Annotated in this window: 26 protein-coding genes; 14 read left to right on the top strand and 12 right to left on the bottom strand. The window is 67.8% G+C overall.

Annotation, left to right across the window (positions count from 1 at the left end):
* Positions 1 to 37: 37 nt before the first annotated feature.
* The 8 genes from ASG73_RS01610 to rpmH all read right to left on the bottom strand — a co-directional run bounded on the left by ASG73_RS01610 (position 38) and on the right by rpmH (position 5,819).
* Positions 38 to 1,135 carry a ParB/RepB/Spo0J family partition protein gene (locus ASG73_RS01610; RefSeq protein WP_055989813.1) on the bottom strand — a complete coding sequence of 366 codons (1,098 nt, stop codon included), beginning with the start codon at positions 1,133 to 1,135 and terminating at the stop codon, positions 38 to 40.
* Positions 1,132 to 1,929, bottom strand: a complete 798-nt coding sequence (locus ASG73_RS01605) for an AAA family ATPase (RefSeq protein ID WP_235499324.1) — start codon at positions 1,927 to 1,929, stop codon at positions 1,132 to 1,134. Before ASG73_RS01605 ends, ASG73_RS01610 begins: the two co-directional genes overlap by 4 nt.
* Before the next feature lie 596 nt (positions 1,930 to 2,525).
* Positions 2,526 to 3,167 carry a 16S rRNA (guanine(527)-N(7))-methyltransferase RsmG gene (gene rsmG, locus ASG73_RS01600; RefSeq protein ID WP_055989810.1) on the bottom strand — a complete coding sequence of 214 codons (642 nt, stop codon included), beginning with the start codon at positions 3,165 to 3,167 and terminating at the stop codon, positions 2,526 to 2,528.
* A gap of 33 nt (positions 3,168 to 3,200) precedes the next feature.
* On the bottom strand, positions 3,201 to 3,881 hold the full coding sequence (locus tag ASG73_RS01595; RefSeq protein WP_082566922.1) for a Jag family protein: 681 nt from the start codon (positions 3,879 to 3,881) through the stop codon (positions 3,201 to 3,203).
* A 49-nt stretch (positions 3,882 to 3,930) separates the two neighbouring features.
* Complete coding sequence (gene yidC / locus ASG73_RS01590; protein WP_082566921.1) at positions 3,931 to 4,971, bottom strand: membrane protein insertase YidC; 1,041 nt, start codon at positions 4,969 to 4,971, stop codon at positions 3,931 to 3,933.
* The gene (yidD, locus tag ASG73_RS01585; RefSeq protein WP_200946642.1) at positions 4,968 to 5,300 is read right to left on the bottom strand and encodes a membrane protein insertion efficiency factor YidD; all 333 of its coding nucleotides are present in this window, start codon (positions 5,298 to 5,300) and stop codon (positions 4,968 to 4,970) included. Before yidD ends, yidC begins: the two co-directional genes overlap by 4 nt.
* Positions 5,297 to 5,671, bottom strand: coding sequence for a ribonuclease P protein component (gene rnpA / locus ASG73_RS17375; RefSeq protein ID WP_082566920.1), 375 nt, complete (start codon positions 5,669 to 5,671; stop codon positions 5,297 to 5,299). Before rnpA ends, yidD begins: the two co-directional genes overlap by 4 nt.
* Positions 5,672 to 5,681: 10 nt before the next feature.
* The gene (gene rpmH, locus ASG73_RS01580) at positions 5,682 to 5,819 is read right to left on the bottom strand and encodes a 50S ribosomal protein L34 (protein ID WP_055991292.1); all 138 of its coding nucleotides are present in this window, start codon (positions 5,817 to 5,819) and stop codon (positions 5,682 to 5,684) included.
* Between the two features lie 455 nt (positions 5,820 to 6,274).
* Here rpmH and dnaA point away from each other — a divergent pair, with 455 nt between their 5' ends.
* From dnaA to ASG73_RS01555, 5 genes are all read left to right on the top strand, one after another.
* Positions 6,275 to 7,756: a chromosomal replication initiator protein DnaA gene (dnaA, locus tag ASG73_RS01575; protein WP_055989807.1), complete on the top strand. Its 1,482-nt coding sequence runs from the start codon at positions 6,275 to 6,277 to the stop codon at positions 7,754 to 7,756.
* Between the two features lie 751 nt (positions 7,757 to 8,507).
* Entirely contained in the window at positions 8,508 to 9,641 is a 1,134-nt protein-coding gene (gene dnaN / locus ASG73_RS01570; protein WP_055989804.1) for a DNA polymerase III subunit beta, read from the top strand.
* Positions 9,642 to 9,687: 46 nt separating this feature from the next.
* A complete protein-coding gene (gene gnd, locus ASG73_RS01565; protein WP_055989800.1) occupies positions 9,688 to 10,773 on the top strand; it encodes a phosphogluconate dehydrogenase (NAD(+)-dependent, decarboxylating) in 1,086 nt (361 codons plus the stop codon).
* Between the two features lies 1 nt (position 10,774).
* Positions 10,775 to 11,980 carry a DNA replication/repair protein RecF gene (recF, locus tag ASG73_RS01560; protein ID WP_055989797.1) on the top strand — a complete coding sequence of 402 codons (1,206 nt, stop codon included), beginning with the start codon at positions 10,775 to 10,777 and terminating at the stop codon, positions 11,978 to 11,980.
* Complete coding sequence (locus tag ASG73_RS01555; RefSeq protein WP_055989795.1) at positions 11,977 to 12,540, top strand: DUF721 domain-containing protein; 564 nt, start codon at positions 11,977 to 11,979, stop codon at positions 12,538 to 12,540. Before recF ends, ASG73_RS01555 begins: the two co-directional genes overlap by 4 nt.
* A 76-nt stretch (positions 12,541 to 12,616) precedes the next feature.
* Here the strand turns inward: ASG73_RS01555 and ASG73_RS01550 are convergent, their stop codons facing one another.
* Both ASG73_RS01550 and ASG73_RS01545 read right to left on the bottom strand, forming a co-directional pair.
* A complete protein-coding gene (locus ASG73_RS01550; protein ID WP_082566919.1) occupies positions 12,617 to 14,194 on the bottom strand; it encodes a S8 family peptidase in 1,578 nt (525 codons plus the stop codon).
* Positions 14,195 to 14,279: 85 nt separating this feature from the next.
* Positions 14,280 to 15,191 carry a helix-turn-helix domain-containing protein gene (locus ASG73_RS01545; protein WP_055989792.1) on the bottom strand — a complete coding sequence of 304 codons (912 nt, stop codon included), beginning with the start codon at positions 15,189 to 15,191 and terminating at the stop codon, positions 14,280 to 14,282.
* 64 nt (positions 15,192 to 15,255) lie between these two features.
* On the opposite strand from ASG73_RS01545, the gene ASG73_RS01540 reads away from it, so the two are divergent.
* A complete protein-coding gene (locus ASG73_RS01540) occupies positions 15,256 to 15,810 on the top strand; it encodes an LURP-one-related/scramblase family protein (protein WP_055989788.1) in 555 nt (184 codons plus the stop codon).
* Between the two features lie 60 nt (positions 15,811 to 15,870).
* On the opposite strand, the gene ASG73_RS01535 is transcribed toward ASG73_RS01540, so the two are convergent.
* Entirely contained in the window at positions 15,871 to 16,731 is an 861-nt protein-coding gene (locus ASG73_RS01535) for an alpha/beta fold hydrolase (protein ID WP_055991286.1), read from the bottom strand.
* A gap of 181 nt (positions 16,732 to 16,912) precedes the next feature.
* On the opposite strand from ASG73_RS01535, the gene ASG73_RS01530 reads away from it, so the two are divergent.
* From ASG73_RS01530 to ASG73_RS01495, 8 genes are all read left to right on the top strand, one after another.
* Positions 16,913 to 17,773: a fumarylacetoacetate hydrolase family protein gene (locus ASG73_RS01530; protein WP_055989785.1), complete on the top strand. Its 861-nt coding sequence runs from the start codon at positions 16,913 to 16,915 to the stop codon at positions 17,771 to 17,773.
* A 201-nt stretch (positions 17,774 to 17,974) separates the two neighbouring features.
* The gene (locus tag ASG73_RS01525) at positions 17,975 to 19,150 is read left to right on the top strand and encodes a sugar ABC transporter substrate-binding protein (RefSeq protein WP_055989782.1); all 1,176 of its coding nucleotides are present in this window, start codon (positions 17,975 to 17,977) and stop codon (positions 19,148 to 19,150) included.
* Positions 19,151 to 19,153: 3 nt separating this feature from the next.
* Positions 19,154 to 20,719, top strand: a complete 1,566-nt coding sequence (locus ASG73_RS01520) for a sugar ABC transporter ATP-binding protein (protein ID WP_055989779.1) — start codon at positions 19,154 to 19,156, stop codon at positions 20,717 to 20,719.
* Positions 20,712 to 21,836 carry an ABC transporter permease gene (locus ASG73_RS01515; protein WP_082566918.1) on the top strand — a complete coding sequence of 375 codons (1,125 nt, stop codon included), beginning with the start codon at positions 20,712 to 20,714 and terminating at the stop codon, positions 21,834 to 21,836. The genes ASG73_RS01520 and ASG73_RS01515 overlap by 8 nt, the downstream gene beginning before the upstream one ends.
* Before the next feature lie 42 nt (positions 21,837 to 21,878).
* Positions 21,879 to 23,060: an acyl-CoA dehydrogenase family protein gene (locus ASG73_RS01510; RefSeq protein WP_055989776.1), complete on the top strand. Its 1,182-nt coding sequence runs from the start codon at positions 21,879 to 21,881 to the stop codon at positions 23,058 to 23,060.
* Between the two features lie 152 nt (positions 23,061 to 23,212).
* Positions 23,213 to 24,076, top strand: a complete 864-nt coding sequence (locus ASG73_RS01505) for an alpha/beta fold hydrolase (protein WP_055989773.1) — start codon at positions 23,213 to 23,215, stop codon at positions 24,074 to 24,076.
* Between the two features lie 38 nt (positions 24,077 to 24,114).
* On the top strand, positions 24,115 to 25,287 hold the full coding sequence (locus ASG73_RS01500; protein ID WP_055989770.1) for an acyl-CoA dehydrogenase family protein: 1,173 nt from the start codon (positions 24,115 to 24,117) through the stop codon (positions 25,285 to 25,287).
* A 38-nt stretch (positions 25,288 to 25,325) separates the two neighbouring features.
* Complete coding sequence (locus ASG73_RS01495; RefSeq protein ID WP_055989767.1) at positions 25,326 to 26,258, top strand: VOC family protein; 933 nt, start codon at positions 25,326 to 25,328, stop codon at positions 26,256 to 26,258.
* Positions 26,259 to 26,308: 50 nt separating this feature from the next.
* On the opposite strand, the gene ASG73_RS18035 is transcribed toward ASG73_RS01495, so the two are convergent.
* Positions 26,309 to 26,932: a GntR family transcriptional regulator gene (locus ASG73_RS18035; protein ID WP_162253952.1), complete on the bottom strand. Its 624-nt coding sequence runs from the start codon at positions 26,930 to 26,932 to the stop codon at positions 26,309 to 26,311.
* Positions 26,933 to 26,935 lie beyond the last annotated feature (3 nt).

Raw genomic sequence — 26,935 nt, 5'->3', positions numbered from 1 at the left:
CGTTCGTGCCCGGGTCCGACGCCCGGCCTCATGGCCCTCAGGACTCGTCGGCGTCGACGCCCATCTGGCCGAGGACCCGGTGCAGGTCCTCCATCGAGGCGAACTCGATCGTCATCCGTCCCTTGCGCTGACCGAGGTTGATCTTGACGCGCGTGTCGAGACGGTCGCTGAGCTGCCCGGCGAGGTCGTCGAGCTGGGGGTGGCGCTTCCCGGCACGGGGAGCGGCCCGTCGCTCCTTCTCGGGGTCCATGCCGAGAGCGACGATTTCCTCCACGGTACGCACGGACAAGCCCTCTGCCACGATCCGCTGTGCCAGGCGCTCCATCTGCCCGCCATCCTCCAGGGTGAGGAGGGCACGGGCGTGACCCGCACTCAAGACACCCGCGGCAACCCGCCTCGCGACGAGCGGGGGCAGGCGCAGCAGGCGAAGCGTGTTGGAGATCTGCGGGCGTGAACGCCCGATACGCCCTGCGAGCTCTTCCTGACTGCACCCGAAGTCGTCCAGCAGCTGTCGGTAGGCCGCGGCCTCCTCCAGGACGTTGAGGTTGCTCCGATGGAGGTTCTCCAGAAGGGCGTCCCGCAGAAGGGCGTCATCCTCGGTTGCCTTGATGATGGCCGGGACGGTCTCCTTGCCGGCTTCCTTGCTCGCCCGCCAGCGACGCTCACCCATGATGAGCTCGAAGTCCACGCCGTCGACGCCGTCGACCCGGCGCACGACGATCGGCTGGAGCACCCCGATCTCCTGGATCGAGTGCACGAGCTCAGCCATGTCGTCCTCGTCGAAGACGGTCCGTGGCTGCCTAGGGTTGGGCCTGATCGCGGAGACGGAGACCTCTGCGAAGGTCGCCCCGGGCACTGCTGCGAGACCCTCGTCAGGCGTGCCATCGTGCTCCTCGTGCTCCGGGAGAAGGCTTGCGGGGGTGGACGAGCTGCCCGCTTCGGCGGACGCTGTGGTCGACGTCCCGCCGGGTGTCGCCGACTCAGCCAGCATTCCTGCCGCCGTGTTCGGAACCGACACCGGACGAGCCTGGTCACGGAAGAACACGTCAACCGGCCGCTCGGCTCGCGGAGCGCCGCTGGACTCGGGGATCAGGGCGCCCAGTCCACGTCCGAGGCCCCGTCGCTTCTCACTCATGCGTCATCCTTCATCTCTGCGCCACGATGGGCGATCTCAGCGGCTGCGTCCAGGTAGCACCGCGCGCCGGTGCTCTGCGGGTCATAGGTGATGACGGTCTGGCCATGGCTCGGGGCTTCGGACACGCGGACCGAGCGCGGGACGGTGGCGCTCAGGACCTCTTGCGGGAAGTGCTCACGCACCTCGCTGGCCACCTGGGCCGAGAGACGAGTCCGAGCGTCATACATCGTCAGGAGGATGGTCGAGACATGCAGATCCTGGTTGAGGTGCGTCTTGATGAGCGTGATGTTGTTGAGCAGCTGGCTCAGACCCTCAAGGGCGTAGTACTCGCACTGGATCGGGATGAGCACCTCTTGTGCGGCGACAAAGGCATTGACCGTGAGCAGGCCCAGGCTCGGCGGGCAGTCGATGATCACGTAGTCGATGCGTGGGACACCTGAGGTGTCGCGCTCTCGCATCCACGCGTCGAGCGCCTTCGCCATGCGGCTCTCACGTGCCACAAGGGAGACGAGCTCGATCTCGGCGCCCGCAAGGTCGATCGTGGCCGGCACGCACCACAGGTTGTCCACATCCGGACACTGCTGCATGACCTCCGAGATGGCCACACCGTCCACGAGCACGTCGTAGATGCTCGGCACCTCAGCGCGGTGGTCGATGTTCAGAGCCGTGCTGGCATTGCCCTGGGGGTCGGTGTCGATCAGCAGGACCCGAAGTCCGCTCTGGGCCAAGGCTGCCGCGATGTTGACGGCAGTCGTCGTCTTGCCCACACCCCCCTTCTGGTTGGACACCGTCATGACGCGGGGCTGTGCAGGTCGCGGCAAGCTCGGCCGAGAGGGCCGCTTGTCGTCAGCCACAACCTTTTCGGTCGGGAGCTTCTCGGCCACCGCCGCTGAGCCCGTCGTGCGGACGGGGACGGTCAGGGGGTCGGACATCTCAGGGTCACCCTTCACGTGATGCGTGTCGACAGAAACTGGGGCCTCACGCGGGTTCTTCTCGGCGACCTCGACGTCGCGAGTCTCTGGTGGCGTGCCCGGGGCGGCCGTCGGGCCGGCCCCCAGCCAGCCGATGGGCGCACTCTCGGCCGCCGGGGCCAGTGTCGGCCACCCGACGCCCCGGGCTACGGATCGTGCTGAAGTCACCGAGACATTCCTCCTGTAGGACGGCGAGCCCAGCCATACAACCCCACCCTTGCCCGACACGCCAAAAGGAGTCTGCCCGTCGGGACCGCAGAACGTGGCGGGGACGTGTTCGTGCTCTTGATGCACAGGCTTGTCCACAGCCACCGGCGGACAACCGCATCATGTTTCACGTGAAACACGCGACTGGATGGGACACCCGTTTCACGTGAAACGCGCGTGTTTGCAACGTCTGGACCACGCCGAGCAGCCATCTATCGGCTCGACCCCTTGACGCTGTCCACAGTCAGGGTCGGCTCATCCACAAGACCCTCGCCGTGTGGGGTCACCGTGCTCCGTGTGACGCCGAGACGACGGAGCATCTTCGCAGCCGACTCGAGCTCCTCGGCTGCTGCCCGTCCCTTCATCGCGATCATGCTGCCACCCGGTTCGACCAACGGGAGACACCACCGGGCGAGCTTGTCGAGCCGCGCCACCGCTCGCGCGGTGACGTAGCGGGCCTGCAGGACGTCATGAAACTCCTCGGCGCGCCCACGGTGGACGGTGACATTGTCCAGACCCAGATCCTGGACAGTGGTCGTCAGCCACTCCGTCCGTCGGAGCATCGGCTCCACTAGATGGATGTCGAGGTCTGGTCGCGCGATGGCCACCGCGATGCCCGGAAGCCCGGCGCCCGACCCGACATCAATCACTCGAGCGTCTGGGGCGAAGGCATCCTCGATGACGGCGCAGTTGAGAACGTGGCGGTCCCAAAGGATGGGGACCTCTCGTGGACCGATCAGCCCGTGGCTGACTCCGGTGTCGGCAAGGATCGCGGTGAAGGCCTCGGCACAGGCAACGCGCCCACCGAAGAGTCGGTGGGCGCCTTGCGGTGCCGGCGGGATCTCAGCAGTCATGACCCCAGCGTTTCACGTGAAACGGGGTGGTCGTCACACCCCCGTCGACGAGTCCTCGTCGGCAGTGGCGTCGGCAGCGATCGCGCCCGCGACTGCACCTGTGTCTGACTGTGCCTCTGCGTCTGCGTCTGCCTCTGCGTCGTCGCCCTCGTCGGCCGGGTGCACCACGACGAACCGACGCGGCTCCGTGCCGGACGAGTCAGACACGAGCCCTGCGGCCAGGACCTCGTCGTGCACGACCTTGCGCTCGAAGGCGCTCATCGGCTCGAGCTCGACTGCCTCGCCGCTCTCCTTCACCGAGGCGACGGCACGGCCAGCAACCTCGACGAGCTCCGCACGGCGGGCCGCACGGTGGCCGGCGACGTCGAGCATCAGGCGGCTGCGGTCACCCGTGGCGGACTGCACCGCCAGGCGAGTGAGCTCCTGCAGGGCCTCGAGGACCTTGCCGTCCTGCCCGACGAGTCGACGAGGAACGCGTCCCTCGTCGGAGTCGACGACGGCCACCGCGGCGCGGTCTCCATCGATGTCCAGATCGATGTCCCCGTCGAGGTCAGCGATGTCCAAGAGCGTCTCGAGGAAGTCGGCGGCGACCTCCCCTTCGCGCTCCAGGAGCTGGCGTCGCGTCTTGCGCGGCTGGCTCGCCTCCGTAGGTACGGTCTCCGGATCGGGAGCGTCCTGCTCCGGTGCAGCCTCGGGTGTGGGGTTGTCAGTCATGGGTTCTCCTGCGTGTGGCGGGGCGGCTGTCCTCGTGGGGCGGCCGAGGTCAGTTGTCGGTCGTGGGCTTCTGCTCGTCAACGGCAGATGGCTGACCTGACTTCGGCGGCGTACCGCCCTTCTTCTTGGCGCGCTTCTTCGACGTCGGCTGCTGCCGCTGACCGGAGATGACGCCCTTGGACTCGAGCTCCTGGCTCATCTCGGCATCGTGGGCCCGCTCGCGCGTCTCCTCGAAGGTGTCCGGCGACTTGCCGGCCTTGCGCCGACGGTCCTGCATCGCCTTCTCTGCCGCTGATCCGGGTGCCGGCATCCGGCGGATCACGTAGAACTGCTGGCACATGGTCCACACGTTGGTCGTGAACCAGTAGATGAGGACACCGATCGGGAAGTACACACCAGAGACCGCGAAGATGATCGGGAAGAGGTACAGCATGATCTTCTGCTGCTGGGCGAACTGACCTTCCAACGCCGCAGCCGGCATGTTCTTGCGCATCAGCTGGTACTGCGTCGTGAAGGTGGTCAGCGACATCAGGATGATGAGCGTGATCGTGACGATCTTGACGCTCAGACCGCCTTCGGTGCCCAGGAACTGGGCGGACAGCGGGGCGCCGAAGATCGAGGACGACTCGGCCTGCGCGGCGACCTGCTGGGTGATCGGGCCGATGCCCTCTCTGGCGCCGGACCCGATCTCGTCAAGGTTGTTGAGCACCCGGAAGAGGCCGAAGAAGAAGGGCATCTGGGCGATGATCGGCAAGCAGGACGCGAACGGGTTGGTCCCGCTGTCCTTGTAGAGCGCCATCGTCTCTTCCGTCATCTTCTGACGGGAGTCGGGGTCGGTCTTGCCCTTGTACTTGGCCTGGATCTTGGCCATCTCGGGCTGGATCAGCTGCATCTTGCGCGAGGCGTGGATCTGCTTGACGAAGAGCGGGATGAGCGCCGCTCGCATGACGAGGACGAGCCCGACGATGGACAGGGTCCAGGTCCAACCGCTGGCCTCCGGGAGGCCGATCGAGGTGAGGGCCCCGTGCCACAGATACATGATCCAGGAGACGAGCCACTCGAAGGGGTAGATGATGCTGCTGAAGCTCACGCGGTGAACGTCCTTCGGTCGGTGGCGTCGATGTCGACGCCGTCGTCGTGCGCCTCGATGTCGGCGAAGCGGGGCCGGGTCAGGTCAGACGACCCACGCTGCGCCCACGTCTCAGGCACGTGGTCAATGCCCCCGGCGGACCAGGGATTGCACCGCACGAGGCGATGCACGGTCAGATAGGCACCACGGACGAGACCGAACCGCTGCAATGCGGTCACTCCGTAGGCCGAGCAGCTCGGGAAGTATCGACAGGTCTGCGGGAGGAGCGGCGAGACCAGAAGCTGGTAGCCACGGACGAGCCACACCAGGGGCAGCGCGAGGATCTTCATCTCCCGTCACCAACGAGCAGGTGGCGCAGGCAGTGCCGCAATGCCGCACCCAACTCATCGCTCGTTGCCTGTGCAGCGGCAGGGTTGGCCCGGACCACGAGGTCCGCACCCGCCGGCAGACTGGCCAGGAGTGGCGCGGCCTGTGCCCTCAGGCGCCTCTTGACCCGCGTGCGAATCACGGCATTACCCACTGCTTTGGACACAACGAGACCGACGCGCGGGGAAGAGTCTCCCCGGACGTCGGTCTGAGTCGCGTCCGCCACACGGGCATGAACCACGAGCAGCCTGGAACCGTGGCGACGAGCGCCTCGTCCCCGGATGGTTGCCGCGAAGTCCGCGCGGTCCGTCAGGCGGTGCCGCGCGGGCAGCACCGTCGGCTCGTCAGGCGGAGATCTTGCCGCGGCCCTTGGCGCGACGGTTCGCCAAGATGGACCGGCCGGCGCGGGTGCGCATGCGCAGGCGGAAGCCGTGCGTCTTGGCGCGGCGACGGTTGTTCGGCTGGAAGGTGCGCTTGCTCATGTGCGGTCTCCGATGATCTGTGGGCCTGTAGGACCCGGTGCTGAAGTCGACGGCCATCTTCGGCCACGATCGGAAGCCCACGTCTGGACACCGGAATGCTCCGGCTGGATCATGGGCATGCGAAAGCGGCCGACAGGCCGACGTCCAAGGTACGGGACAGCCGCTCACGAGGTCAAACCACGGGGGCGCCTTCGCCCCGATGGCGTGCAATCGCTCAACGCTGCCACTGCAGACCCGCGATGTGAAGTCGACACGCCGATTGCTCATGGATTGCCGGTCCGGTCGGGTTGCCCGGACCCGTGGGTGTTGTTAGCGTCAGCCCTTCACCGCCTGCCCCCCATCTATACCCACAGACTGTGGACAACTTTGTGGATGAAGCCCTCGAGGGTGCAGGATGACTGTTGTCAGAGTGACCCGATCGGCCCTGAGCCGCAGGAATTTGAGGTGTGCCCCCAGTGGCCGACGCGGTCGACTTCAGCGAGGTGTGGCGCACAACCCTCGAGTCCTTGGACGCCGACGGTGTCCCGGTCACCCGTCGGGCCTTCCTCAGCATGGCGCGTCTGGTCGGGCTTCTGGATGACACCGCGTTGATCGCGGTCCCGGACGACTTCTCCAAGAACTTCGTCGAGCAGCGTCTGCGTCGCCACGTCACCCAGGCCCTCTCGGACCAGCTGGGGCGCCCGATCCGCCTGGCGGTCACCGTCGACCCCGACCTCGCCGATGGCGACCCGCTCCCCGCGACCGAAGGTCTGGACTCCGAGGCGGACGCCCCACCCAGGCCACGACCCCAGGGCCTGTCCTCCACGTTGCCGGTGGAGGACCGGGACGACGGCCTGGTCGACGAGGACCCTGAGCCGGTCCCGGTCCGTTCTCGTCGTGGTCGGCCCCAGCCCGAGCAGGTGGAGCTCACCAGGCTCAACCCCAAGTACATCTTCGACACCTTCGTCATCGGTGCGAGCAACCGCTTCGCCCACGCAGCCGCCGTCGCCGTGGCCGAGGCGCCGGCGAAGGCCTACAACCCGCTCTTCATCTACGGCGAGTCCGGGCTGGGCAAGACCCACCTGCTGCACGCGATCGGCCACTACGCCCGCAGCCTCTACCCCCACGTCAAGGTGCGGTACGTGAACTCCGAGGAGTTCACCAACGACTTCATCAACAGCATCCGCGACGACAAGGCCGCCAACTTCCAGCGCCGCTACCGCGATGTCGACGTCCTGCTCATCGATGACATCCAGTTCCTTCAGGGCAAGATGCAGACCCAGGAAGAGTTCTTCCACACCTTCAACACGCTGCACAACGCCAACAAGCAGGTCGTCATCACCTCCGACGTGCCGCCCAAGCTGCTGTCCGGGTTCGAGGAGCGCATGCGCAGCCGCTTCGAGTGGGGTCTGCTCACCGACGTGCAACCGCCCGACCTCGAGACGAGGATCGCGATCCTGCGCAAGAAGGCCATCCAGGAGAGGCTGTCGGTCCCGGCCGATGTCCTGGAGTTCATCGCCAGCCGGATCAGCACCAACATCCGAGAGCTCGAGGGCGCCCTGATCCGCGTCACGGCCTTCGCCAGCCTCAACCGCCAGCCCGTCGACATCGGTCTGGCCCAGATCGTCCTCAAGGACCTGATCCCCAACGAGCAGTCCAGCGAGATCTCGAGCGCGACGATCATGGCGCAGACGGCCGACTACTTCGGTCTGAACATCGAGGACCTGCAGAGTGCGTCACGCACCCGACTGCTCGTCACGGCGCGCCAGATCGCGATGTACCTCTGCCGCGAGCTCACCGACATGTCGCTGCCCAAGATCGGTGAGCAGTTCGGGGGGCGCGACCACACGACGGTCATGCACGCCGAACGCAAGATCCGTGAGCTGATGGGTGAGCGCCGCGCGATCTACAACCAGGTCACCGAGCTGACCAACCGCATCAAGCAACAGGTCGGCTGACCTCTCGCCCAGTCTCGGGCGACCCCTTCGACCTGTGATCCACCACCTCACAGCGACCTTGGCGACCCTCATCCCGAAGTTGTCCACAGAGTTCTCCCCAGCTGTGCGTGACGGGGAGACCCAATCGTGACCACCGATGAGTTTCAGCGTCCCTCACCGTTGTCCACATGTCCCCAGCCTGTGGAAACTCTTGTGGGTACTCGCGAGTCGCTACTTTCCGGCGATCACCTTCCGGTCATCCACACGCTCGCCCAGGCATCACGGCGTGTCGTCCACATGACGACAGCCCCGGCGCTCAGCAACACCCCGACTGCAGCAGCAGGACACGGAAGACCGGAAAATCAGGGCCCCGTTACCCACAGGACCCTGAGGACGAGCCTGTGCACGAGTTGTGCAGGACACCGTCGAGCTGGTGACGACCGTCCGTCGCACACAGGCAACCGGGACTGTCCACGGGCGGTCCACGGCCTTGTCCACACCCAAGATCGCCGCCACCACTGGCCTGGAGGCACTTGTCCACGGTATCCACACCGCCTATGACAACGATGAGACCTCTATCCATCCATTTCCTCCCCCACGCATGACGACGGCCCCATCTGTGGACGAGGCCCCGCCACTGAAATGACAAGGACCTCGATTCACCAGTGCGGCCCTGAGCGCGTAATGTCAGCAATCCATGCGCTGTGCTGCGCGTGAATGTTTGTGTCATTCGGATGAGCTCGCGCAGGAGCGCGTCGAAAGTAGGTTTGTCGTGAAGTTCCGCGTCGAGCGCGATGTACTGGCCGAGGCGGTCACCTGGGTGGCCCGTGGCCTTCCGAACCGTCCGCCGGTCCCCGTCCTGGCCGGTGTCCTCATCGAGGCAGCGGACGACGGCTCCATCACCCTTTCGACCTTCGACTACGAGGTCTCGGCACGCATCACGGTCGCTGCCGAGGTCACCGAGCCCGGCACGGTCCTCGTCCTCGGACGGCTGCTCGCTGACATCTCCCGCAACCTGCCCGGCAGGCCGGTCGACATCGTGACCGACGGTTCCAAGGTCCAGGTCACCTGCGGCAGCTCACGCTTCGCCCTCCTCCAGATGCCGGCCGACGAGTACCCGACACTGCCGACCTCACCCGAGGGCAGCGGCAGCATCGACGGCACCGCCTTCACCCAGGCCGTCCAGCAGGTCCAGATCGCGGCCGACCGCGGCGACACCCTGCCGATCCTCACCGGCGTCCGCGTCGAGATCGAGGGCGAGAAGGTCACGCTCCTGGCCACCGACCGCTATCGGCTGGCGATGCGTGAGCTGACCTGGAGCCCCAACGCCTCGGACGCCAGCCACGTCGCACTCATCCCGGCCCGCACCCTCTCGGACACGGCCAAGGCGCTCGGCGCCGCCGGGTCCATCGAGGTCTCCCTCGGCGCCGCTGCCGGTGGGTCCGGACTCGTCGGCTTCGAGGCCGGTCAGCGTCACACGACCAGCCGGCTGCTCGATGGTGAGTACCCCAAGGTCTCCAAGATCTTCCCCAACTCCAGCGAGACCGAGGCCGTCGTCAACACCGAGGTGCTCACCGAGGCCGTCAAGCGCGTCGCCCTGGTCACCGAGCGCAACACTCCCGTCCGGCTGCGTTTCACCGACGGTCAGGTGACCATCGAGGCCGGCACCGGCGATGACGCCCAGGCCTCCGAGGCGGTCGAGGCCAAGGTCGACGGCCCAGACATCGAGGTCGCCTTCAACCCCGGCTACCTGCTGGACGGACTGGGCGTGCTGGGCACGACCTTCACCCGGCTGTCCTTCACCGCCCCCCTCAAGCCGGCGATGGTCACCGGTCAGGACAGTCAGGACGGCGAGCTCGACACGACCTACCGCTACGTCCTCCAGCCGGTGCGACTCGCCGGCTGATCCCCCCTTCGCCCTCTCGCAGGGTGCCCCGTCAGGAAGGCTCGTCATGCAGCTCGGTCTCATCGGTTTGGGCAAGATGGGCGGCAACATGCGGGAGCGTGTGCGCCGTGCCGGCCACGAGGTCATCGGTTATGACACCAACCCCGAGGTCTCGGACGCCGAGAGCGTCCAGGCCATGATCGATGCGCTGCAGGCGCCGCGCGTCGTGTGGGTCATGGTGCCGGCAGGGGAGATCACCAAGTCCGTGATCACGGATCTCGCCGACCGGCTGAAGCCGGGTGACCTGGTCGTCGACGGTGGGAACTCCCGCTTCAGCGAGGACGGGCCCAATGCCGAGCTGCTCGGTGCCCAGCAGATCGGGTACGTCGACTGCGGTGTCTCCGGCGGGATCTGGGGACTCGACAACGGCTACGGGCTCATGGTCGGCGGCGACGCCGAGCATGTCGAGCTCGCGATGCCGATCTTCGACGCCCTGCGTCCCGAGGGACCGCGCGACGAGGGCTTCGTCCACGCCGGCGAGGTCGGCGCGGGTCACTACGTCAAGATGGTGCACAACGGCATCGAGTACGGCCTGATGCACGCCTACGCCGAGGGCTACGAGCTGCTCGAGAAGAAGGACATCGTCACCGACGTCCCCGGGGCCTTCAAGGCGTGGAGCCGCGGTACCGTCGTGCGCTCCTGGCTCCTGGACCTCATGGTCAAGGCCCTCGAGGAGAACCCGAGCATGGACGACGTCAGCGACTACACCGCTGACTCCGGCGAGGGCCGATGGACCGTCGAGGAGGGCATCGCCAATGCCGTGCCGATGCCGGTCATCTCGGCCTCGCTCTTCGCCCGCTTCGCCTCCCGCCAGCAGGTCAGCCCCGCGATGCAGGCCGTCGCCGCGCTGCGCGGCCAGTTCGGTGGTCACCAGGTCATGACCGTCGCCGAGGGCGATGACCTGCGTGCCGAGGCAGCGAAGGGAGTGGCCTCCCCCGCCGCGAGCACCGCCCAGGAGGCGAAGAAGGTCGACAAGCCCGCCTCCCCCGCCGACTCGGCGAAGGGTGACGCGGCCCAGGCCGGTCCGACCTCCGGCACGCAGAGCACCGGTGGGTCGCCCGGACCGACGAGCGGTTCCGAGTCGACGCAGTGACGTGCACGTACGGCACCTGAGCGTCGGCGACTTCCGCAGCTATCCCGCGGCCGAGGTGGCCCTCGAGCCCGGCATCACCACGCTCGTCGGCCTCAACGGTCAGGGCAAGACCAATCTCGTCGAGGCGATCGGGTACGTCGCCTCGCTCTCCAGCCACCGGGTGGCCACGGACCAGCCGCTCGTGCGCTTCGGTGCCGACCGGGCGATCGTGCGCTGCGCCGTCGTGCGCGAGGGTCGGGAGAGCCTCGTCGAGCTGGAGATCACGCCGGGCCGGGCCAATCGCGCCAAGCTCAACCGTTCCGCCCTTCCTCGCACCCGGGATGTGCTCGGGACGCTGCGCACCGTCCTCTTCGCGCCGGAGGACCTGGCTCTCGTCAAGGGTGACCCGGGCGAGCGGCGACGCTTCCTCGACGACCTGCTCGTGCAACGCCAACCGCGCTGGTCCGGGGTGCGCTCGGACTACGACAAGATCCTCAAGCAGCGTGGCGCGCTGCTGAAGTCCGCGGCCGCGCTCCTCGGTGGCAAGCGTGGACGTGGCCGCCGCAGCCAGTCGGCGCCGGAGGGCGTGGACCCCCGGGCCGCGGCGGAGGAGGCGGTGCGCACCCTCGACATCTGGGACGACCACCTCGCGACCGTGGGCAGCCAGCTGCTCTACGCGCGGCTGCGGCTGCTGCGTGACCTCGTGCCACACCTGCAGGAGGCCTACCGCGAGGTGAGCGCCAACCAGTCGGAGGCGACCGCGGTCTACCGCAGCTCGCTGTACGAGGAGGCGGCCGAGTCGATCGCGGCCGGCGAGGTGCCGGAGATGGACGAGCTGCGCACGATGCTGATCGAGTCCATGGCCCGGGTGCGCGACCAGGAGATCGAGCGGGGCGTCAACCTCGTCGGCCCGCACCGTGACGACCTCGTCCTCGGCCTCGGGCCGATGCCCGCCAAGGGATATGCCTCCCACGGTGAGTCGTGGTCCTTCGCCCTCGGGCTGCGGCTGGCGGCCTACCACCTGCTGCGCCACGATCTCGGCGACGACCCCGTCCTGGTCCTCGACGACGTCTTCGCCGAGCTCGACTCCGGACGGCGCGAACGTCTCGCGGCACTGATCTCCGACTGCGAGCAGGTCCTCATCACCGCTGCCGTCCCCGAGGACGTCCCGGCGGTGCTCGAGGGCCGGACCTACACGGTCAGCCTGGGCGAGGTGAGCGTGCCATGAGCGAAGGGGAGGTCCCTCCGTCGTCGGGTGAGAGCGAGGAGCCCGACGTGGAGGAGACGGAGGTGGAGCCGACCGTCGAGGACGCGGCCGCCTCTGCCCTCTCCCGGGCACGGGCAGCCGCGGCGAAGAAGGGCCTGCGGCCGGGGATGAAGCCGAAGCGCAAGCGGAAGTGGCAGCCGCAGGGCGTCCTGTCGACGGGTGGGCGGGACCCGCAGACCATCGGCGACCAGGTCGAGCGGCTCATGGGTGACCGCGGCTGGCAGGTGGACGTGGCTGCCGGGTCGGTCATGGGTCGATGGCCGGAGATCGTCGGCCGGCAGGTCGCCGAGCACTGCGAGCCGGTGACCTTCGAGGCCGGTGTGCTGTCGGTCCGGGCGGACTCGACGGCCTGGGCCACCCAGATCCGGCTGCTCTCCAGCTCGCTCCTGGGGCGGATCGCCGAGTCGGTGGGACCGGATGTGGTCCACGAGATCCGGGTCCACGGGCCGAGTGCCCCCTCGTGGTCCCGTGGCCTGCGGCGAACCAGCGATGGTCGGGGGCCGCGCGACACCTACGGCTGATCCTCGTGCTGCATCCGCGGGGACGGCCGGTGTCCCGACCGTCCCCGCGGACGCTGTGGCGTGAGCGCTCAGGTGATCAGGGGCGGTCGAGCCCGAAGGTGTAGCTGCCCGAGCCCGAGTAGGACTTCACTCGCCAGGAGTAGTAGCCCGAGGTGCCGGTGTGGCTCACCGACTCGTCGGCGGTGGCGGAGATGCCCCTGGCGACGACTGACCAGCTGGACCCGTTCCACTTCTCGAGGTAGAGGTCGAAGTCAGCGCCCGTAGGTCCGCTGATGCAGCCGACCTGCGTCCCGGCGCCCGAGTAGTAGTAGCCGCTGCTGCCGGGGTGGAAGGCGGTCCCGCCGGAGCTGAGGGTGCCGGACTCCTTCTCGGGCAGGGTGCTGCAGCCCGTGGGGGTGGGGTCGGGAGCAGGGCTCGTGCCGCCGGCCCCGGTGTAGAGCAGTCGGTTCGGGGAGTTCGTCCCGACGTCGGTCAGGGCGCCCGTGGTCGAGTTCGAGATGAGCGCGGTGGAGACGCTCGCCGGGCTGGCGCTCGGGTTGGCCTCCAGGTGGAGCGCCGCCGCACCCGCGACGTGCGGGGTCGCCATCGAGGTGCCACTGATGGTGTTCGTCGCGGTGGTGCTGGTGTACCAGGCGGAGGTGATGCTCGAGCCGGGCGCGAAGAGGTCGACGCAGCTGCCGATGTTGCTGAAGCTGGAGCGGGCGTCGGTGCTGGTGGACGAACCGATGGTCAGTCCGGTCGCCACTCGACCCGGCGACCCCTGGCAGGCGTCTCTGCCGGAGTCGTTGCCGGCCGCGAGGGCGTAGGTCACGCCATCGGCGATGGAGTTGGCGACGGCGGTGTCGAGGGCGCTGGAGACGCCGCCGCCGAGGCTCATGTTCGCCACGGCGGGTGCGCCGGCGGAGTGGTTCGCGGTCACCCAGTCCACACCGGCGATGACGCCGGAGTTGGAGCCGGACCCCTGGCAGTCGAGCACCCGAACGGCCACGAGATCGACGTCCTGGGCGACCCCGTAGGTCTCGCCGCCGACGGTTCCGGCGACATGGGTGCCGTGGCCGTTGCAGTCATTGCTGCCCCGGCCGTCGGAGATGGCGCTGTAGCCGGAGGACGCGCGACCGCTGAACTCCCGGTGAGCGGTGTTGATGCCCGTGTCGATGATGTAGGCGGTGACTCCCAGTCCCGACTGGGAGTAGTCGTAGGAGTTGTTCAGCGGGAGGCTGCGCTGGTCGACCCGGTCGAGGCCCCACGTCGCGGGCGTCTCGGTGCCGGTTGCGCGCACCTGGCTGTCGGGCTCGATGAACTTGACGTTCGGGTTGTTGCGCAGACCGTTGAGCGCTTTGGCCGGCAGCTTCGCGGCGAAGCCGGTGAGGGCGCTGCCGTAGGTGTGGGTCACCTGGGCGCCGTCCCGGCGGGCTTGGGCCTGTGCGCTGCGGACGGAGGCCGCCGTGGCCTGCTTCTCGAGGACGACGATGTAGCGGCCGTCGGCCGAGGAGCCGGTCACGGGCGCCGGCCCCCTGTCGGTCACTGCTGAGTGGGAGGTTGCGGCAGGGCTGTCCGGGCCGGGTGCTGCGGCGGCCGGGGTGACGGCCGCGAGACTGGTCCCGGCGAGCGCCGCCGTGAGGACGAACCCGAGTCTCGGGGTGGTGAGCTTCATGAGAATCCTTCCGTGCAAGAGGTGCTGACGACGATGGCAGTCAGCGCCGGCACGCAGTAGTCCTCGACGGGCCTTAACAGTTAACTCAGGTGGGTTCGACCGATCCGGGTGACTCGTCCCAGCTCCAGCGCAGACCCGTTGGTCCGGGCGCATTGTCGGTGTGGACGACGGTCGCGCGGTGCTCGACGTCCAGGGGCACGGTGGACTCGCGGTCGCCGCTGAAGGACAAGATCCGGGTGGGGTGCGTCGACGGCTCGAACTCGACCTCGAGGAGCAGCTCGCGCAGGGGTGTCCGCAGCTTGCGGGTGCAGCAGGTGTCCGCCGGTCCGCCTCCCTCCCAGGTGAGTTCGTACTCGACGATGACCGTCTCGCCCCGCCGCAGGGGCTGGCAGAAGTGGAGCTCAGCCCCCAGGACGCCACCGGCCTCGTCGCTCTCGAGCCGGCCGAGGCTGGCCCCCCGCACGACGTCCAGGCGAGGCAAGGGCACCGTCGTGTCGTCCATCTGGTGGAGCAGGACCCGACGGTCGGGGCCGTCACGACGAGCTCGAAGGGCTTGACGCACGATCAGACTCCGGTAACGACGGTCCTTCCCCAGCAGGAGCCGGTCGTGGAGCATGACCCGGTCCAGATCGGCGTCCCAGCGGGTGTCGAGGCGGTTGAGGATGGCACCCGAGGAGGGCTCCTCCCACAGGCTGTCGATCTCCGGTAGTGGCGTGCGCCGGGCACGCCCACGAGTCGTCGGCAGGGAACCGGTGAGCCCACCGGGATCGATCCTCAGCACCGTCTCGAGGTGCTCGACCGTCGCGAGCGAAGTCCGGCGTCCGGGCTGGCTCCGGCCGGTCTTCCAGTAGCTCAGCGTGGCCACGCTGACCGCGACCCCTCGGTCGTCGAGGTGGGCCTGAATCCGCTCAAGGCTGAGGCCACGCTGCTCGATGGCTCGTCGCAGCGTGTCCGCGAAGCTTCCGGTCGAGCCGGGTAGTCCCCGAGATTCAGACATCCTTCACATCAAACCAGCGAGTAACCGAGCGCGCTCGTCGAGAAGGACGGGCCATGATGGCGGCATGGGAATCCTCACCACTGATGCGCTCGTCATGGACCAGGTCCGCTCCTTCCTCTCCAGCGACTTCGGCATCCAGGATCTGGGCGGGCAGCCCATCGGGCGCATCGTCACCGAGGGCAGCACCGCCAGCCGGATGTTCATGGGCAACCGGCAGCTCGCGGTGGTCGACGCTGACAACTCGCTCCTGCTGAGGGTCGACGACATCCCCAACCTCGGGCTCGACCGCTTCGAGGTGACGGACGGGTGGGGCCAGCCGTTGGCCCAGATCGTCAAGGAGTTCACCTTCCTCAAGAAGTCGCTGCGCGTGGAGCTGGCGACCGGTCCCGTGCTGCGACTCGAGGGGTCGGTCTTCGACCGTGAGTTCACCGTCACCGGACCGGGCGGCCTGGCCGCCACCGCGAGCCGGAGCTGGCCCGGTGTGGCCCAGGCATTCCTCGGGCGTGAGCGCTATGTCCTCGGGTTCGTCCCGCAGGTGCCGGTCCCCGAGAAGCTCGGCACCATCGGTGCCGTGCTGGCCCTCGACATGATCCGGGCCAAGCAGCGCAACAACGGCTGACACACGTGTGCGCACCCGCCGAGGGAGGTGCGCACACGTGTGTCAGGCGAGGGAGGCCCGTCAGAACTTGCCGGCGACGAGGCTCTCCAGGAGGAAGATGAAGGTGTCGTGGGCCTCGATCTGAGTCCAGTGGCCCGTCTTGGGGATGATGTGCAGGTTGGCATCGGGCAGGTTCTGGGCCAGCCAGGTGCTCGACTGGACGGGCACGATGATGTCGTCACGACCGTGCACGCACAGGACCTTGTGCGGGATCGACGCCATCTCCTCGGCGGTGAAGCCGGGCTTGGGAGCCTGCGGGTCGAACATCGCCGCGTGGGAGCGCTTGATGTCCTCGCGCTGGATGTAGGGCATGCGCTCGGCGGCGACCTCGTCGACCTTGTCCCCGAGGACGCCGATGTCGTACACGAAGGACGACAGGAGCTGCTTCATCGACGCCGCCGTCGGGTCGGCGTAGAAGGAGAAGAGGTGCTGCAGACCCTCGGTCACCGGCAGGTCGGGCGCGCCGCCTGACCCCATGAGCAGCATCGGCCCGACGCGGTCTGCGTCGATGAGTGCCATCTCCAGCGAGATCATCCCGCCCATCGAGTTGCCGACAAGAGTGGCCTTGCCCGGGACCTCGAGCGCGTCGAGCAGCTCGAAGAGCGTGCGGGCCTGGACGGCGTTGAGTGCCTTCATCCCCCGTGGCGGGTCCTCGAGGTGGGTCGAGTCGCCGAAGCCGATCATGTCGGGAGCGATGCAGTGGTAGCGGTCGCCCAGCTCCTCGATCACGGCCTTCCAGTTGGAGGTGCCCGTGGCTCCGGGGCCCGATCCGTGCAGCAGGAGAAGGGGGGGCATGCCCGGCTCTCCCGTGGAGTGGACCCGGTAGGTGACATCGCCCAGGGCGATGTCGCGGCTGGTGACCTCGGCGTTCTTCGTCGGCATCGACATGTCCTCCGTGCGCGGTCGACGGTCTTCATTGATCGTCAACATTGTGTAGTGGTTACTACACTCTATGGTCCTACGAGCGCCTGTCAACCGATGTATCGCAGCTAGAGATGCTGGTTGACGCCGGCACCCTGAGACGACTATTCCTGTTGCATTCACTACAGGAAAGAGATGAGTCATGAGGTTGGCCAGTCTGCGTGGACGTGGCGTCGTGCTGCCCGGGGGCGAAGGGGGTCCGCTGCTGGCCCATGACGTCTCCCGGCTCTCGGAGGGGCGGATCGACCCGGACCCCATGGCGATGTACGGCGCCGTGGACGAGATCCGCTCGCTCCTGGCGGCCGCGGACCCCGAGGCAGCACGGCCGGTCACGGTCGAGGAGCTTGACGCCCCGGTCCCCCGCCCGTCGGCTGTCGTCGCGATCGGGCTCAACTACGCCGAGCACGCCCACGAGTCGGGATTCGAGGCCCCGGAGGGCCTGCCGCCCGTCTTCACCAAGTGGCCCAGCTCGATCACCGGCGCGCACGGCGATGTCGTGCTTCCTGACGGCTCGGTGGACTGGGAGGTCGAGGTGGTCGCGGTCCTGGGGCGGACGCTCCACCGAGCACAGGAGCACGAGGTGGCGGCAGCCCTGGCCGGGATCACCGTCGGGCAGGACCTGTCCGAACGTGAGCGGCAGCTGCGTGGCCCGGCCCCGCAGTTCGGTCTGGCGAAATCCTTCCCCGGCTTCTCCCCCATCGGTCCCTGGGTGGTCACGCTCGATGACGCCCCTGATCTGGAGGACCTGTCCCTGGGCTGTGCCGTCGACGGGGAGGTCGTCCAGGACGGCACCACCGCCCATCTCCTCCACTCGGTGGTGAGCGCCATCGCCCAGCTCTCCGAGGTGCTGAGCTTCCAGCCCGGCGACCTCGTCTTCACCGGCACCCCGGATGGCGTCGGTATGGCGCGCACGCCACCGCGATTCCTGGCGGACGGGCAGGTCCTCACCACCTGGGTGAACGGGGTCGGCCGCATGGAGCACCGCCTCGTAGCTGGTCGGTAGTGGACCAGGCCCCCGAACGAGCCGCTTCGCTGCATCGATACTTACAGGAACAATCTGCGGTGACTCTTGCCACACGTGGTCTGCCTGTGCTTCTCTAGAACAAGCACTACACGACAATGATGTCTTCTTTGTCGTGAGAGCGACACCCCTGCGTATTGCAGAACGCCGCGCCAGCGGTGCGACACGGCAAAGGAGCCGATCATGTCTCGCATCACCACAACCGTCAGGCCCATCAGGGTTCTGGCCGCGGTTGCCACGGCCGCTCTCGCCCTCACCGCGTGCGGTGCAGGCGAGCAGTCCTCGGGCGACACGTCCTCCGGAAGCACCGACGCGAAGGCCGCATCCGTCGACGATGCCAAGGCCCAGGTCGCCGACTGGAGCAAGGAGATCACCGAGTGGCCGGAGGTCACCTCGATCGCCAAGCCCGCTGACCTCAAGGGCAAGAAGGTCACGCTCATCCCGCTGGGCGACCAGATCCCCGTCATCCACGGTGTGGGCGTGGGTGAGGAGCAGGCGCTCAAGAAGCTCGGCGCGACCGTCAACACCTGTGACGGCAAGTTCAACCCGACGGAGATCGCCGCCTGCCTCAAGACCGCCGGGGACCAGGAGGTCGACTACGTCATCACCAACTTCGTCGACTACGACATGGTCCCGGCCGCGATCGATGCGCTCACGGCCAAGGGGACGAAGGTCCTCATCGGGTCGATGCACGAGTCGAAGAAGGCCAAGAAGAGCGACAACCTGGCCTTCTTCGACGCCACGGAGCGCGTGGCCCTGCTCTACGAGGCCATGGCGACGGACGCATACGCCGGACAGGGTGAGAAGACCAAGCCCCTCTTCCTGAAGCTCATGGACTCCTCGACGACCGAGGAAGCGAGCGACCGGATGATCGCGAAGTTCAAGGAGCTGTGCCCCAGCTGCGAGAGCGACTCGGTGGAGTTCACCACCGCCAACCTCGACAAGCTGGCCTCCACCGTCTCGGCCGCTCTCGTCAGCAACCCCGAGACCAACGCGATCGTCGTGCCGGTCGACACCTTCGTCCCCCCGGCCATCCAGGGGGCGAAGAGCGCCAACAAGATCAAGCAGGTCAAGGTCTACAGCTCCAGCAGCGACCTGGCCGGTCTCCAGCGGATCAAGGACGGGACCCAGGCCAGTGACCTGGGCACCCCGGTGATCTTCGAGGGCTGGAAGCACGTCAACGCCTTGATGCAGATGGCGTCCGGCGAGAAGGTCGAGCCCGCAGAGGATCTGGTGACCCGCGCCTTCACCCCTGACAACGTCGCTGACCTGACCCTCGACCCGAAGACCTACCTCACCGATGACTGGTTCGGCACCGGGTACCAGCAGGACTTCCTCACCGCATGGGGGGTCAAGTAAGGCATGGCGACGCTGATGAGGCTGGAGGCTCGCGGGATCAGCAAGACCTTCGGCTCGAACACGGTCCTCTCGGATACCGACCTGGTCATCCGACCCGGCGAGATCCACGCCCTCATCGGCCAGAACGGCTCGGGCAAGTCGACCCTCGTCAAGGTGCTCACCGGGTACCACGCACCTGACGAGGGCGGCTCGCTCCGGCTGGACAACACGGCCCTGGCCCTCCCGGTGCAGTGGCGTGACGCACGCCAGGCGGGCATCTCGGTGGTCCACCAGGATCTTGGTCTGCTCGACCACCTCTCGGTGTCCGAGAACATCGGCATCGGTGGCTACGTCGTCCATCCCGTGACGCGCAAGATCGACTGGTCTGCCCAGCACGAGATCGCCCGGCAGGTCCTCGGACGGCTCGACCTGGACATCGACCCGAGCACGCCCGTCGGTCGGCTCTCGGCTGCCGAACGCGCCGAGGTGGCCATCGCCCGGGCGCTGCGTGACCAGCGCCCGGGTGAGGGGCTCGTCGTCCTGGACGAGGCGACGCGAGCTCTCCCGCGCGAGGAGCTGGAGCACTTCCACACCCTGCTGCGTCGGGTCGTCGCCGAGGGCACGAGCGTGCTCATGGTCAGCCACAACCTCGACGAGGTCCTCTCGGTCTCGGACCGGGTCACCGTCCTGCGGGACGGCAAGGTCGCGGGTGCCGGGGTGAGGACCGCTGACGTCGACGAGGCGGACCTGGCGCGACTGATGCTCGGCAAGAGCGTCGACTCGGCGATCAGGCGGGCGGGCTCCCCTTCGCCCGACGCCGAGGCCCTGGTCATCACCGGTCTGGCCACCGAGGGCATCGAGGGTCTGGACATCACCGTCCGTGCCGGGGAGGTCGTGGGCCTCACGGGGCTCCCGGGCTCGGGCTTCGAGTCGGTGCCTTATGCCATCACCGGTGCCCGACAGGCAGACGCCGGCACACTCGAGGTGGGTGGGCAGACCACCCCGCTGGCCCGACTGGACGTCAACCGGGCCGTTCGCCACGGCATCGCCCTGGTCCCCGAGGGGCGCATCCGTGAGGGACTGGCCCTGGAGCTGTCCCTGCGGGACAACATCGCCCTGCCCAACCTGCGCCGCCGTGGCCGGCTCTGGCACGTCGCTCGCGGATGGCAGGAGTCGGACAGCCGCCACTACATCGATCGCCTCGACATCAAGACCACGGGCCCACAAGCCCTGGTCAAGGAGCTCTCGGGCGGCAACCAGCAGAAGGTGCTCCTCGGCAAGTGGCTCTCCGTCCGCCCGGACTACCTCGTGCTGCACGAGCCGACGCAGGCCGTCGACGTCGGGGCACGACGCGACATCCTCACGACGATCGGCGAGGCAGCCGATCGTGGCATCGGCGTGCTCCACGTGAGCATCGAACCCAGTGACCTCGTCGAGGTGTGCGACCGCATCCTCGTCTTCCACCCCGGCCAGCCCCTGGTCGAGCTGCGTACCAACGACCCCGACGAGCTGCTCAAGGCGATCTACGCCGGTGGCTCGCACGACTCACCCCTGCCCGCCACCCCCACCGCTGGAGCCACCCATGTCTGATCCCACCACCCCGACCCCGCCCCTCGACCGGGCATCTGCTCCGGCCGAGACCGGGCACGGAGTCGTGTCCGACACGGGCACCACGCAACGACTCGTCTCCGACAGCGGTGCACCGGCAGCGTCGAGCCCTGCGCCGACGCGCACGACGCTGCGTTCCCGCTTCGAGCCGGGGTGGCTGCACGTCCTCACGAGCAGGTACGGCCTCGTGCTCGTCTGGGTGGCCATGATCGCCGTCTACGCGATCCTCATGCCGACGAAGTTCTGGAACACGAGCACCCTGTCCTCGATCCTCGGTTCCCAGTCGGTCCTGGTCTTCCTGGCGCTCTCGGCGATGATCACCCTCGTCGTCGGCGAGTTCGACCTGTCGATCGCCTCGGTCATGGGCATGTCGGCGACGACCGTCGCGGTCCTCGGCGGGGTGCACGGCTGGCCGATCGCGGCTGCGGTCGCGGCCGGTGTCGTGGTCGCCCTCGTCGCCGGGCTGGTCAATGCCTTCTTCGTCGTCTTCATGGACCTGAGCTCGCTCGTCGTCACCCTCGGCATGGCGACCCTGCTCACCGGGCTCACCCAGATGATCTCGGGATCCAACATCGTGTCGGTGGCCTCCGACGGTCTGACCGCGATCGTCGACCACCGGCTGCTGGGCCTGCCCCTCAGCTTCTTCTACGGCCTGGCGCTCGCCGCGCTCATCGCTTACGTCCTCGGGTGGACGCCCCTCGGCCGCGGCATGCTCTTCATCGGGTCCAACCCCGAGGTCGCCCGCCTCGCAGGCATCCGGGTCAACCGGGTCAGGGTCGGCAGCTACCTGGCCGGCGCCCTGATGGCCGGGCTGTCGGGCATCATCCTCGTCGGCACCGTCGGGGGCATCGACCCCAGCACGACGATGACCTTCCTGCTGCCGGCCCTGGCAGCCGTCTTCCTCGGGACCGCGGTCGTCCAGCCCGGCATGTTCAACCCCATCGGGACGATCATCGCCATCTACTTCCTCACGACAGGCATCTTCGGTCTCCAGCTGCTGGGTTTCTCCGGCTGGATCCAGAACGTCTTCTACGGGGCCGGACTCGTCATCGCGGTCGCCCTGGCCAAGGTCATCCGTTCGCGGACGACGACGGCCTGACCTCCCCCCTTCGTCCCACCAGCACCGAGCACAGGACCCGACATGAACGCACCCCTGCAGTACATCCGTGAGCACGCCGAGGAGCTGCGTGCCGAGGCACGCCCGAGTGACCGTCTCGGACGGCTCACCGACAAGAGCGTGGAGATCATCCGCGCCTCGGAGGGGATGAAGATCCTCCACTCGAAGGACCACGGCGGCTTCGAGGGCCACCCGAACGACTTCTTCGACTGGGTCGTCGAGGTCGGTCGTCACCACCCGTCGGCGGGCTGGGTGGCCGGGGTGGTCGGGATCCACCCCTGGGAGCTGGGGATCTGGGGCCCGCAGGCCGAGGACGACGTGTACGGGGCGAAGGGAGAGAGGGCGGAGGACTGGGTGTCCTCGCCCTATGCCCCCTTCGGTCGACTGGTCCCGACCGAGGGTGGCTACCGGTTCACCGGTCGCTGGCCCTTCGCGACGGGCAGCGACCACGTCGAGTGGTCGATCCTCGGCGGGATGATCGCCGGTGACGACGGCGAGGCCCTGATGCCTCCCACCGTGGTCCACGTCCTCGTGCCGATGTCGGACATCGAGATCATCCCGGAGAGCTGGAATGTCATGGGGCTGGCGGGGACCGGGTCCAACGACATCACGGTCGACGCCTTCGTCCCCGAGCACCGGGTCCTCGTCGCCGATGACGTCCGCGCCAACGTCTACACGGACCGTCATCGTCCGGACAACCCGCTCTTCCACATGCAGTTCGGGCTGATGTTCCCCTTCGCGATCAGCGCGGGCACCTTCGGCATCGCGCGAGGAGCCGTCGATGCCGCGTATGCGCACATCGCCAAGAGGGTCTCCACGCAGGGCACGGCGAGCAAGACCGACCCCTTCACCATGGAAGCGCTGGCACGTGCCGAGTCGGACGTCGAGGCCGGCATCGCCCACCTCCGGCAGCTCGTCGCCACACACTTCGACCGGGTGAGCGAAGGGCGCGGACACATCAGCATCGAGGACCGGTTGCGCTTCCGCATCGACCAGGTGCGCGCGACCGATCGGGCGGTTACCGCTGTCGGTGACCTGTACCGACTCATGGGCTCGAGCGCCATCCAGCAGGCCTCCCCGCTCGAGCCGTACTGGCGTGACCTGCAGGTCGCGGCGTCGCACGTGTGCAATGTCCGCGAGATCTGCTACACCGCCTGGGGCGCGCACCTCTTCGGCGGGCAGGTGCCGCCCAGCGCTCTGTACTGAGCCGGGGGTGGAAGGGGGGTTGCCAAGACGGAGTTGCTCGTCCTACTCTGTAGCAACCACTACAGCAAAGACGCTTGGTCGCTACCGAAGACGAACCGCCCAGAGCGGGGGATCGACGAGGACACAGGTGCTACGGAGACAAAGGAGTCTTGATGAGCCAGCCGATCACCGAGGAGAGCTGCGCCCGGTCAGTGACCACCCCTGACTGGACCATTCACTACAACGACGCTGGCCCGCAGGACGCTCCCGTCATCGTCCTGCTCCACGGCTCCGGCCCCGGGGCGACCGGGTGGAGCAACTTCCAGAACAACATCCCCGAGCTGAGCCAGGACTTCAGGGTCATCGCTCCGGACATGCCGGGCTGGGGCCGCTCCTCCGCAGTGACCCGCGACGAGAACGACCACGCCAAGGCCGCGGTCCAGCTCCTGGACGCGCTCGGCATCGAGCAGGCCGCCTTCATCGGCAACTCCATGGGCGGCATCACGACGCTGCGACTGGCGACCGAGTACCCCGAGCGGGTCAACCGGATCATCACGATGGGGCCCGGATCGGGCGCCGCCTCGATCACCCAGCCGGGTGGCGGTCTCTCCGAGGGGATGAAGGTCCTCCTGGGCGGATACCGGGAGCCCACCGCGGCGTCGATGAAGGCCCTCGTCGAGGTCATGACCTACGACTCCGAGCGCTTCGGCACGGACGAGCTCGCCGAGGAGCGCGCCCGGGCGGCGCTGGCCAACCCCGAGCACCTGAAGAACTACCTGGACGGTTTCGCAGCCGGTGGACCGATCGCCAAGTGGTTCAGCCTCGACGCCCTGCGCGAGGTCACGGTCCCGGCCCTGCTCATCCACGGCCGCGACGACCGAGTCGTCCACTTCGAGCACTCGCTGCAGCTGCTCGCCCGTATCCCGGACTCGCGCCTGGTGCTGCTGAACCGCTGCGGCCACTGGGCCCAGGTCGAGCATGCCGAGGAGTTCAACCGCCTCGTGCGCGAGTTCCTTCACGCCACCGCCGCCGCCTGACAACCACCCAAGAACCCAGACCAGAAGAGGACTCGACGATGACTTCTCCGATCGAGCACATCCGCGCCAACGCCGACCTGCTCCGCTCCGAGGCGGTGGCCTGCGACCGGGCCGGCAAGCTGACCGATGCGACCGTCAAGGTCCTGCGCGACTCGGGCGTCATGCGCCTGTACGCCCCCGAGCAGTACGGCGGGGCCGAGGCCCACCCCGTCGAGTTCATGCAGACCGCCATGGAGGTCGGGAAGTACTCCCCTTCGGCCGGTTGGGTGACGGGCGTCGTCGGCGTGCACCCGTGGGAGATCGCCATGATGGACCCCCGGCTCCAGGAAGAGATCTGGGGCGAGGACCACGATGTGTGGACGGCCTCGCCCTACGCGCCCTTCGGCGTCGGTACCCCCGTGGACAGCGGCTACCTCTTCACGGGGCAGTGGCCCTACTCCACCGGCACGGACGCCTCTGACTGGGTCATCCTCGGCGGCATGGTCGGGGACTCCGACGGCAAGCCCCTCATGCCTCCTCAGGTCCGCCACTTCGTCATCCCTCGCAAGGACTACGAGATTGTCGAGGACAGCTGGAATGTCATCGGGCTCAAGGGCACCGGTTCCAAGGACGTGCGCATGAAGGACGTCTTCGTCCCGGACTACCGCACGGTCGGTGGGCCGGAGATGAACGCCGGCGACTACGAGGACCGCCAGCCGGGCAAGACGCTCTACCGCCTGAAGTTCCCGGTCGCCTTCTCCGCCGCCATCAACTCCGGGACCCAGGGGATCGCCGAGGGCGCGCTCCAGGTCTTCCGTGACTACGTCGTCGACCGCGTCACGGCAGACCAGCGGGTCGCCAAGCAGGACCCCATCCTGATGCACGTCTACTCGGAGGCAGCGGCCGACGTCGCGGCCAGTCGAACCGTGCTCCTGAACGACATGAAGGAGCTCTACGACTTCGTCGACGGTGGTGGTGACCTCACGATGAAGGAGCGGGTCCAGATCCGTCGCAACGGGGTGCGCGCTGTGCGCCGCTCGATCGACGCCATCGACCGCCTCTACAAGATCGCGGGCTCGCAGAGCATCCACGAGCGCATGCCCAACGAGCGCTACTGGCGTGACATGCAGGCCGCCATGAGCCACATCTGCAATGTCGAAGGCCCGATCTACAACGCTGCCGCGACGCTCGACTTCGGCGGCGAGATCACCAACCCGATGCTCTTCGCCTGACGGCGACAGCTCTCTGCAACCACGTACAGGAGACCGACATGATCACCCGTCTTGCCTATCTGGGCATCACCTCTCCGCACACCGCCGAGTGGCCCGACCTCGTCCGCAACGTCTGGGGTGCGCAGCTCGTCGACGGACCCGACGGAGCGGTCCGCATCAAGTTCGACGACGCCGCCTGGCGGCTGCAGATCCACCCCGGTGACGAGGACCGCACCGAGTACATCGGCTGGGCGGTCAACTACGAGGAGGACCTCGACGAGGTCCTGCGTGTGTGCGCCGACCTCGGTGTCGAGCACGGTCGTGGCGACGACGAGCTGGCTGCCTCCCGCGATGTCAACCGCCTCGTCTTCTTCACGGACCCGTGGGGCTTTCGCCACGAGGTGACCTGGGGCCAGAGCTCCGTACCCGGGAGCTTCCTGGCGACCCGACCGATCACCGGCTTCGTCACCGGCGATCAGGGGCTCGGCCACGTCCTGCTGCTCCTGCCGGACATCGAGGAAGGACACAGGTTCTTCAGCAACTTCGGGTTCCGTCTCTCGGACAAGATCATCGTCCCCGGTCGCCTCAACGCGCGGTTCTACCACTGCAACACGCGCCACCACAGCCTGGCTCTGGGTCAGGGCCCTCCGGGTACGGCTGGCCTGAATCACCTGATGATCGAGGTCAAGGACATGGACGACGTGGGCACCGGCTACGAGCTCGCCCAGACGCACGAGGTCCCGATCACCCTGAGCCTTGGCCGGCACACCAACGATGGCCAGTTCAGCTTCTACCACCGCACGCCGAGCAGCTTCCACGTCGAATATGGCTGGGGTGGCATCGAGGTGGACGACGAGGTGTGGATCCCACGCGTGTACGACCGCACCGCCACGTGGGGTCACATCCCGGGTGAGGGGACGAAGGGCGGACCCGGGCTCATGCATCCGCTGGCCGAGACCGGAGTGCCTGCGACCGACGCCGTCCAAGGCTGAGACCGAAGGGTCCTCCTCTCCTCGCCCGTGCTCTGGGCGAGGAGAGGAGATCAGGTCTTGTGCGTGAGTCGCTCCAGGGCGGAGTCCCGGGCGGCATCCAGGTGCTTCTCCATCAAGGCCGCTGCTTCAGCCGGTTGGCGCGCCTCCATGCGATCCAGGATCGCCAAGTGTTCGGCGTGGGCTTGCTGCGCTCGTTCGGGGTCAGATCCTGAGCGAGCCCGCGCCAGCGTGATCTGGCCGTGGACGTCACGAGTGACGACGGCGAAGTGCTCATTGCCAGCCAGGCTGACGAAGCGTGCGTGCAGGTCGACGTCATTCGGGAAGGCGCCGCCTTGGGCGACCAGCTCGCCGGCGCGCTCAAGCTGCGCCCGGAGGTCGGCCAGTGCTTGATCGCTGGCACGCTCGGTCCCGAGCCGAATGGCCGCCGACTCCAGCGTGGTGCGCAGTTCGTAGAGGTCAGTCAGCTGCTGGCGGTCGAAGGTGGGGACGTAGGCCCCCTTGTGGGTGACGACTCGCAGCAGCCCCTCCGCGGCGAGCCGCTGGATGGCCTCCCGCAGTGGCCCCCGGCTGATTCCCAGGCTCTCGGCCAAGGCGACTTCGTTGAGTCGCTGTCCTGGCTCAAGTTCGCCTCCCAGCACCATCTGTCGCAATTCATCCTCGGCGAGCGCCGCCATCGT

Origin of the sequence: Janibacter sp. Soil728 (genome assembly GCF_001428305.1) — a bacterium.
In the GTDB taxonomy this organism is placed as follows: Bacteria; Actinomycetota; Actinomycetes; order Actinomycetales; family Dermatophilaceae; genus Janibacter.
The sequence above is the reverse complement of the archived record's forward strand: the minus strand, read 5'-3'. Positions and strand labels throughout refer to the sequence as shown.

Bases quoted from the DNA above. Each gene is read 5' to 3' on its own strand.
- ASG73_RS01515 (WP_082566918.1), top strand. From the start codon at position 20,712: ATGTCTGATCCCACCACCCCGACCCCGCCCCTCGACCGGGCATCTGCT.
- ASG73_RS01535 (WP_055991286.1), bottom strand. From the start codon at position 16,731: ATGCCGACGAAGAACGCCGAGGTCACCAGCCGCGACATCGCCCTGGGC.
- ASG73_RS01550 (WP_082566919.1), bottom strand. From the start codon at position 14,194: ATGAAGCTCACCACCCCGAGACTCGGGTTCGTCCTCACGGCGGCGCTC.
- ASG73_RS01510 (WP_055989776.1), top strand. From the start codon at position 21,879: ATGAACGCACCCCTGCAGTACATCCGTGAGCACGCCGAGGAGCTGCGT.
- ASG73_RS01530 (WP_055989785.1), top strand. From the start codon at position 16,913: ATGAGGTTGGCCAGTCTGCGTGGACGTGGCGTCGTGCTGCCCGGGGGC.
- ASG73_RS01595 (WP_082566922.1), bottom strand. From the start codon at position 3,881: ATGACTGACAACCCCACACCCGAGGCTGCACCGGAGCAGGACGCTCCC.
- ASG73_RS01525 (WP_055989782.1), top strand. From the start codon at position 17,975: ATGTCTCGCATCACCACAACCGTCAGGCCCATCAGGGTTCTGGCCGCG.
- rpmH (WP_055991292.1), bottom strand. From the start codon at position 5,819: ATGAGCAAGCGCACCTTCCAGCCGAACAACCGTCGCCGCGCCAAGACG.
- ASG73_RS01555 (WP_055989795.1), top strand. From the start codon at position 11,977: ATGAGCGAAGGGGAGGTCCCTCCGTCGTCGGGTGAGAGCGAGGAGCCC.
- ASG73_RS01610 (WP_055989813.1), bottom strand. From the start codon at position 1,135: ATGAGTGAGAAGCGACGGGGCCTCGGACGTGGACTGGGCGCCCTGATC.
- gnd (WP_055989800.1), top strand. From the start codon at position 9,688: ATGCAGCTCGGTCTCATCGGTTTGGGCAAGATGGGCGGCAACATGCGG.
- ASG73_RS01520 (WP_055989779.1), top strand. From the start codon at position 19,154: ATGGCGACGCTGATGAGGCTGGAGGCTCGCGGGATCAGCAAGACCTTC.
- ASG73_RS01545 (WP_055989792.1), bottom strand. From the start codon at position 15,191: ATGTCTGAATCTCGGGGACTACCCGGCTCGACCGGAAGCTTCGCGGAC.
- rsmG (WP_055989810.1), bottom strand. From the start codon at position 3,167: ATGACTGCTGAGATCCCGCCGGCACCGCAAGGCGCCCACCGACTCTTC.
- ASG73_RS01540 (WP_055989788.1), top strand. From the start codon at position 15,256: ATGGGAATCCTCACCACTGATGCGCTCGTCATGGACCAGGTCCGCTCC.
- yidD (WP_200946642.1), bottom strand. From the start codon at position 5,300: ATGAAGATCCTCGCGCTGCCCCTGGTGTGGCTCGTCCGTGGCTACCAG.
- ASG73_RS01495 (WP_055989767.1), top strand. From the start codon at position 25,326: ATGATCACCCGTCTTGCCTATCTGGGCATCACCTCTCCGCACACCGCC.
- ASG73_RS18035 (WP_162253952.1), bottom strand. From the start codon at position 26,932: ATGGCGGCGCTCGCCGAGGATGAATTGCGACAGATGGTGCTGGGAGGC.
- ASG73_RS01500 (WP_055989770.1), top strand. From the start codon at position 24,115: ATGACTTCTCCGATCGAGCACATCCGCGCCAACGCCGACCTGCTCCGC.
- ASG73_RS01605 (WP_235499324.1), bottom strand. From the start codon at position 1,929: ATGACGGTGTCCAACCAGAAGGGGGGTGTGGGCAAGACGACGACTGCC.
- ASG73_RS01505 (WP_055989773.1), top strand. From the start codon at position 23,213: ATGAGCCAGCCGATCACCGAGGAGAGCTGCGCCCGGTCAGTGACCACC.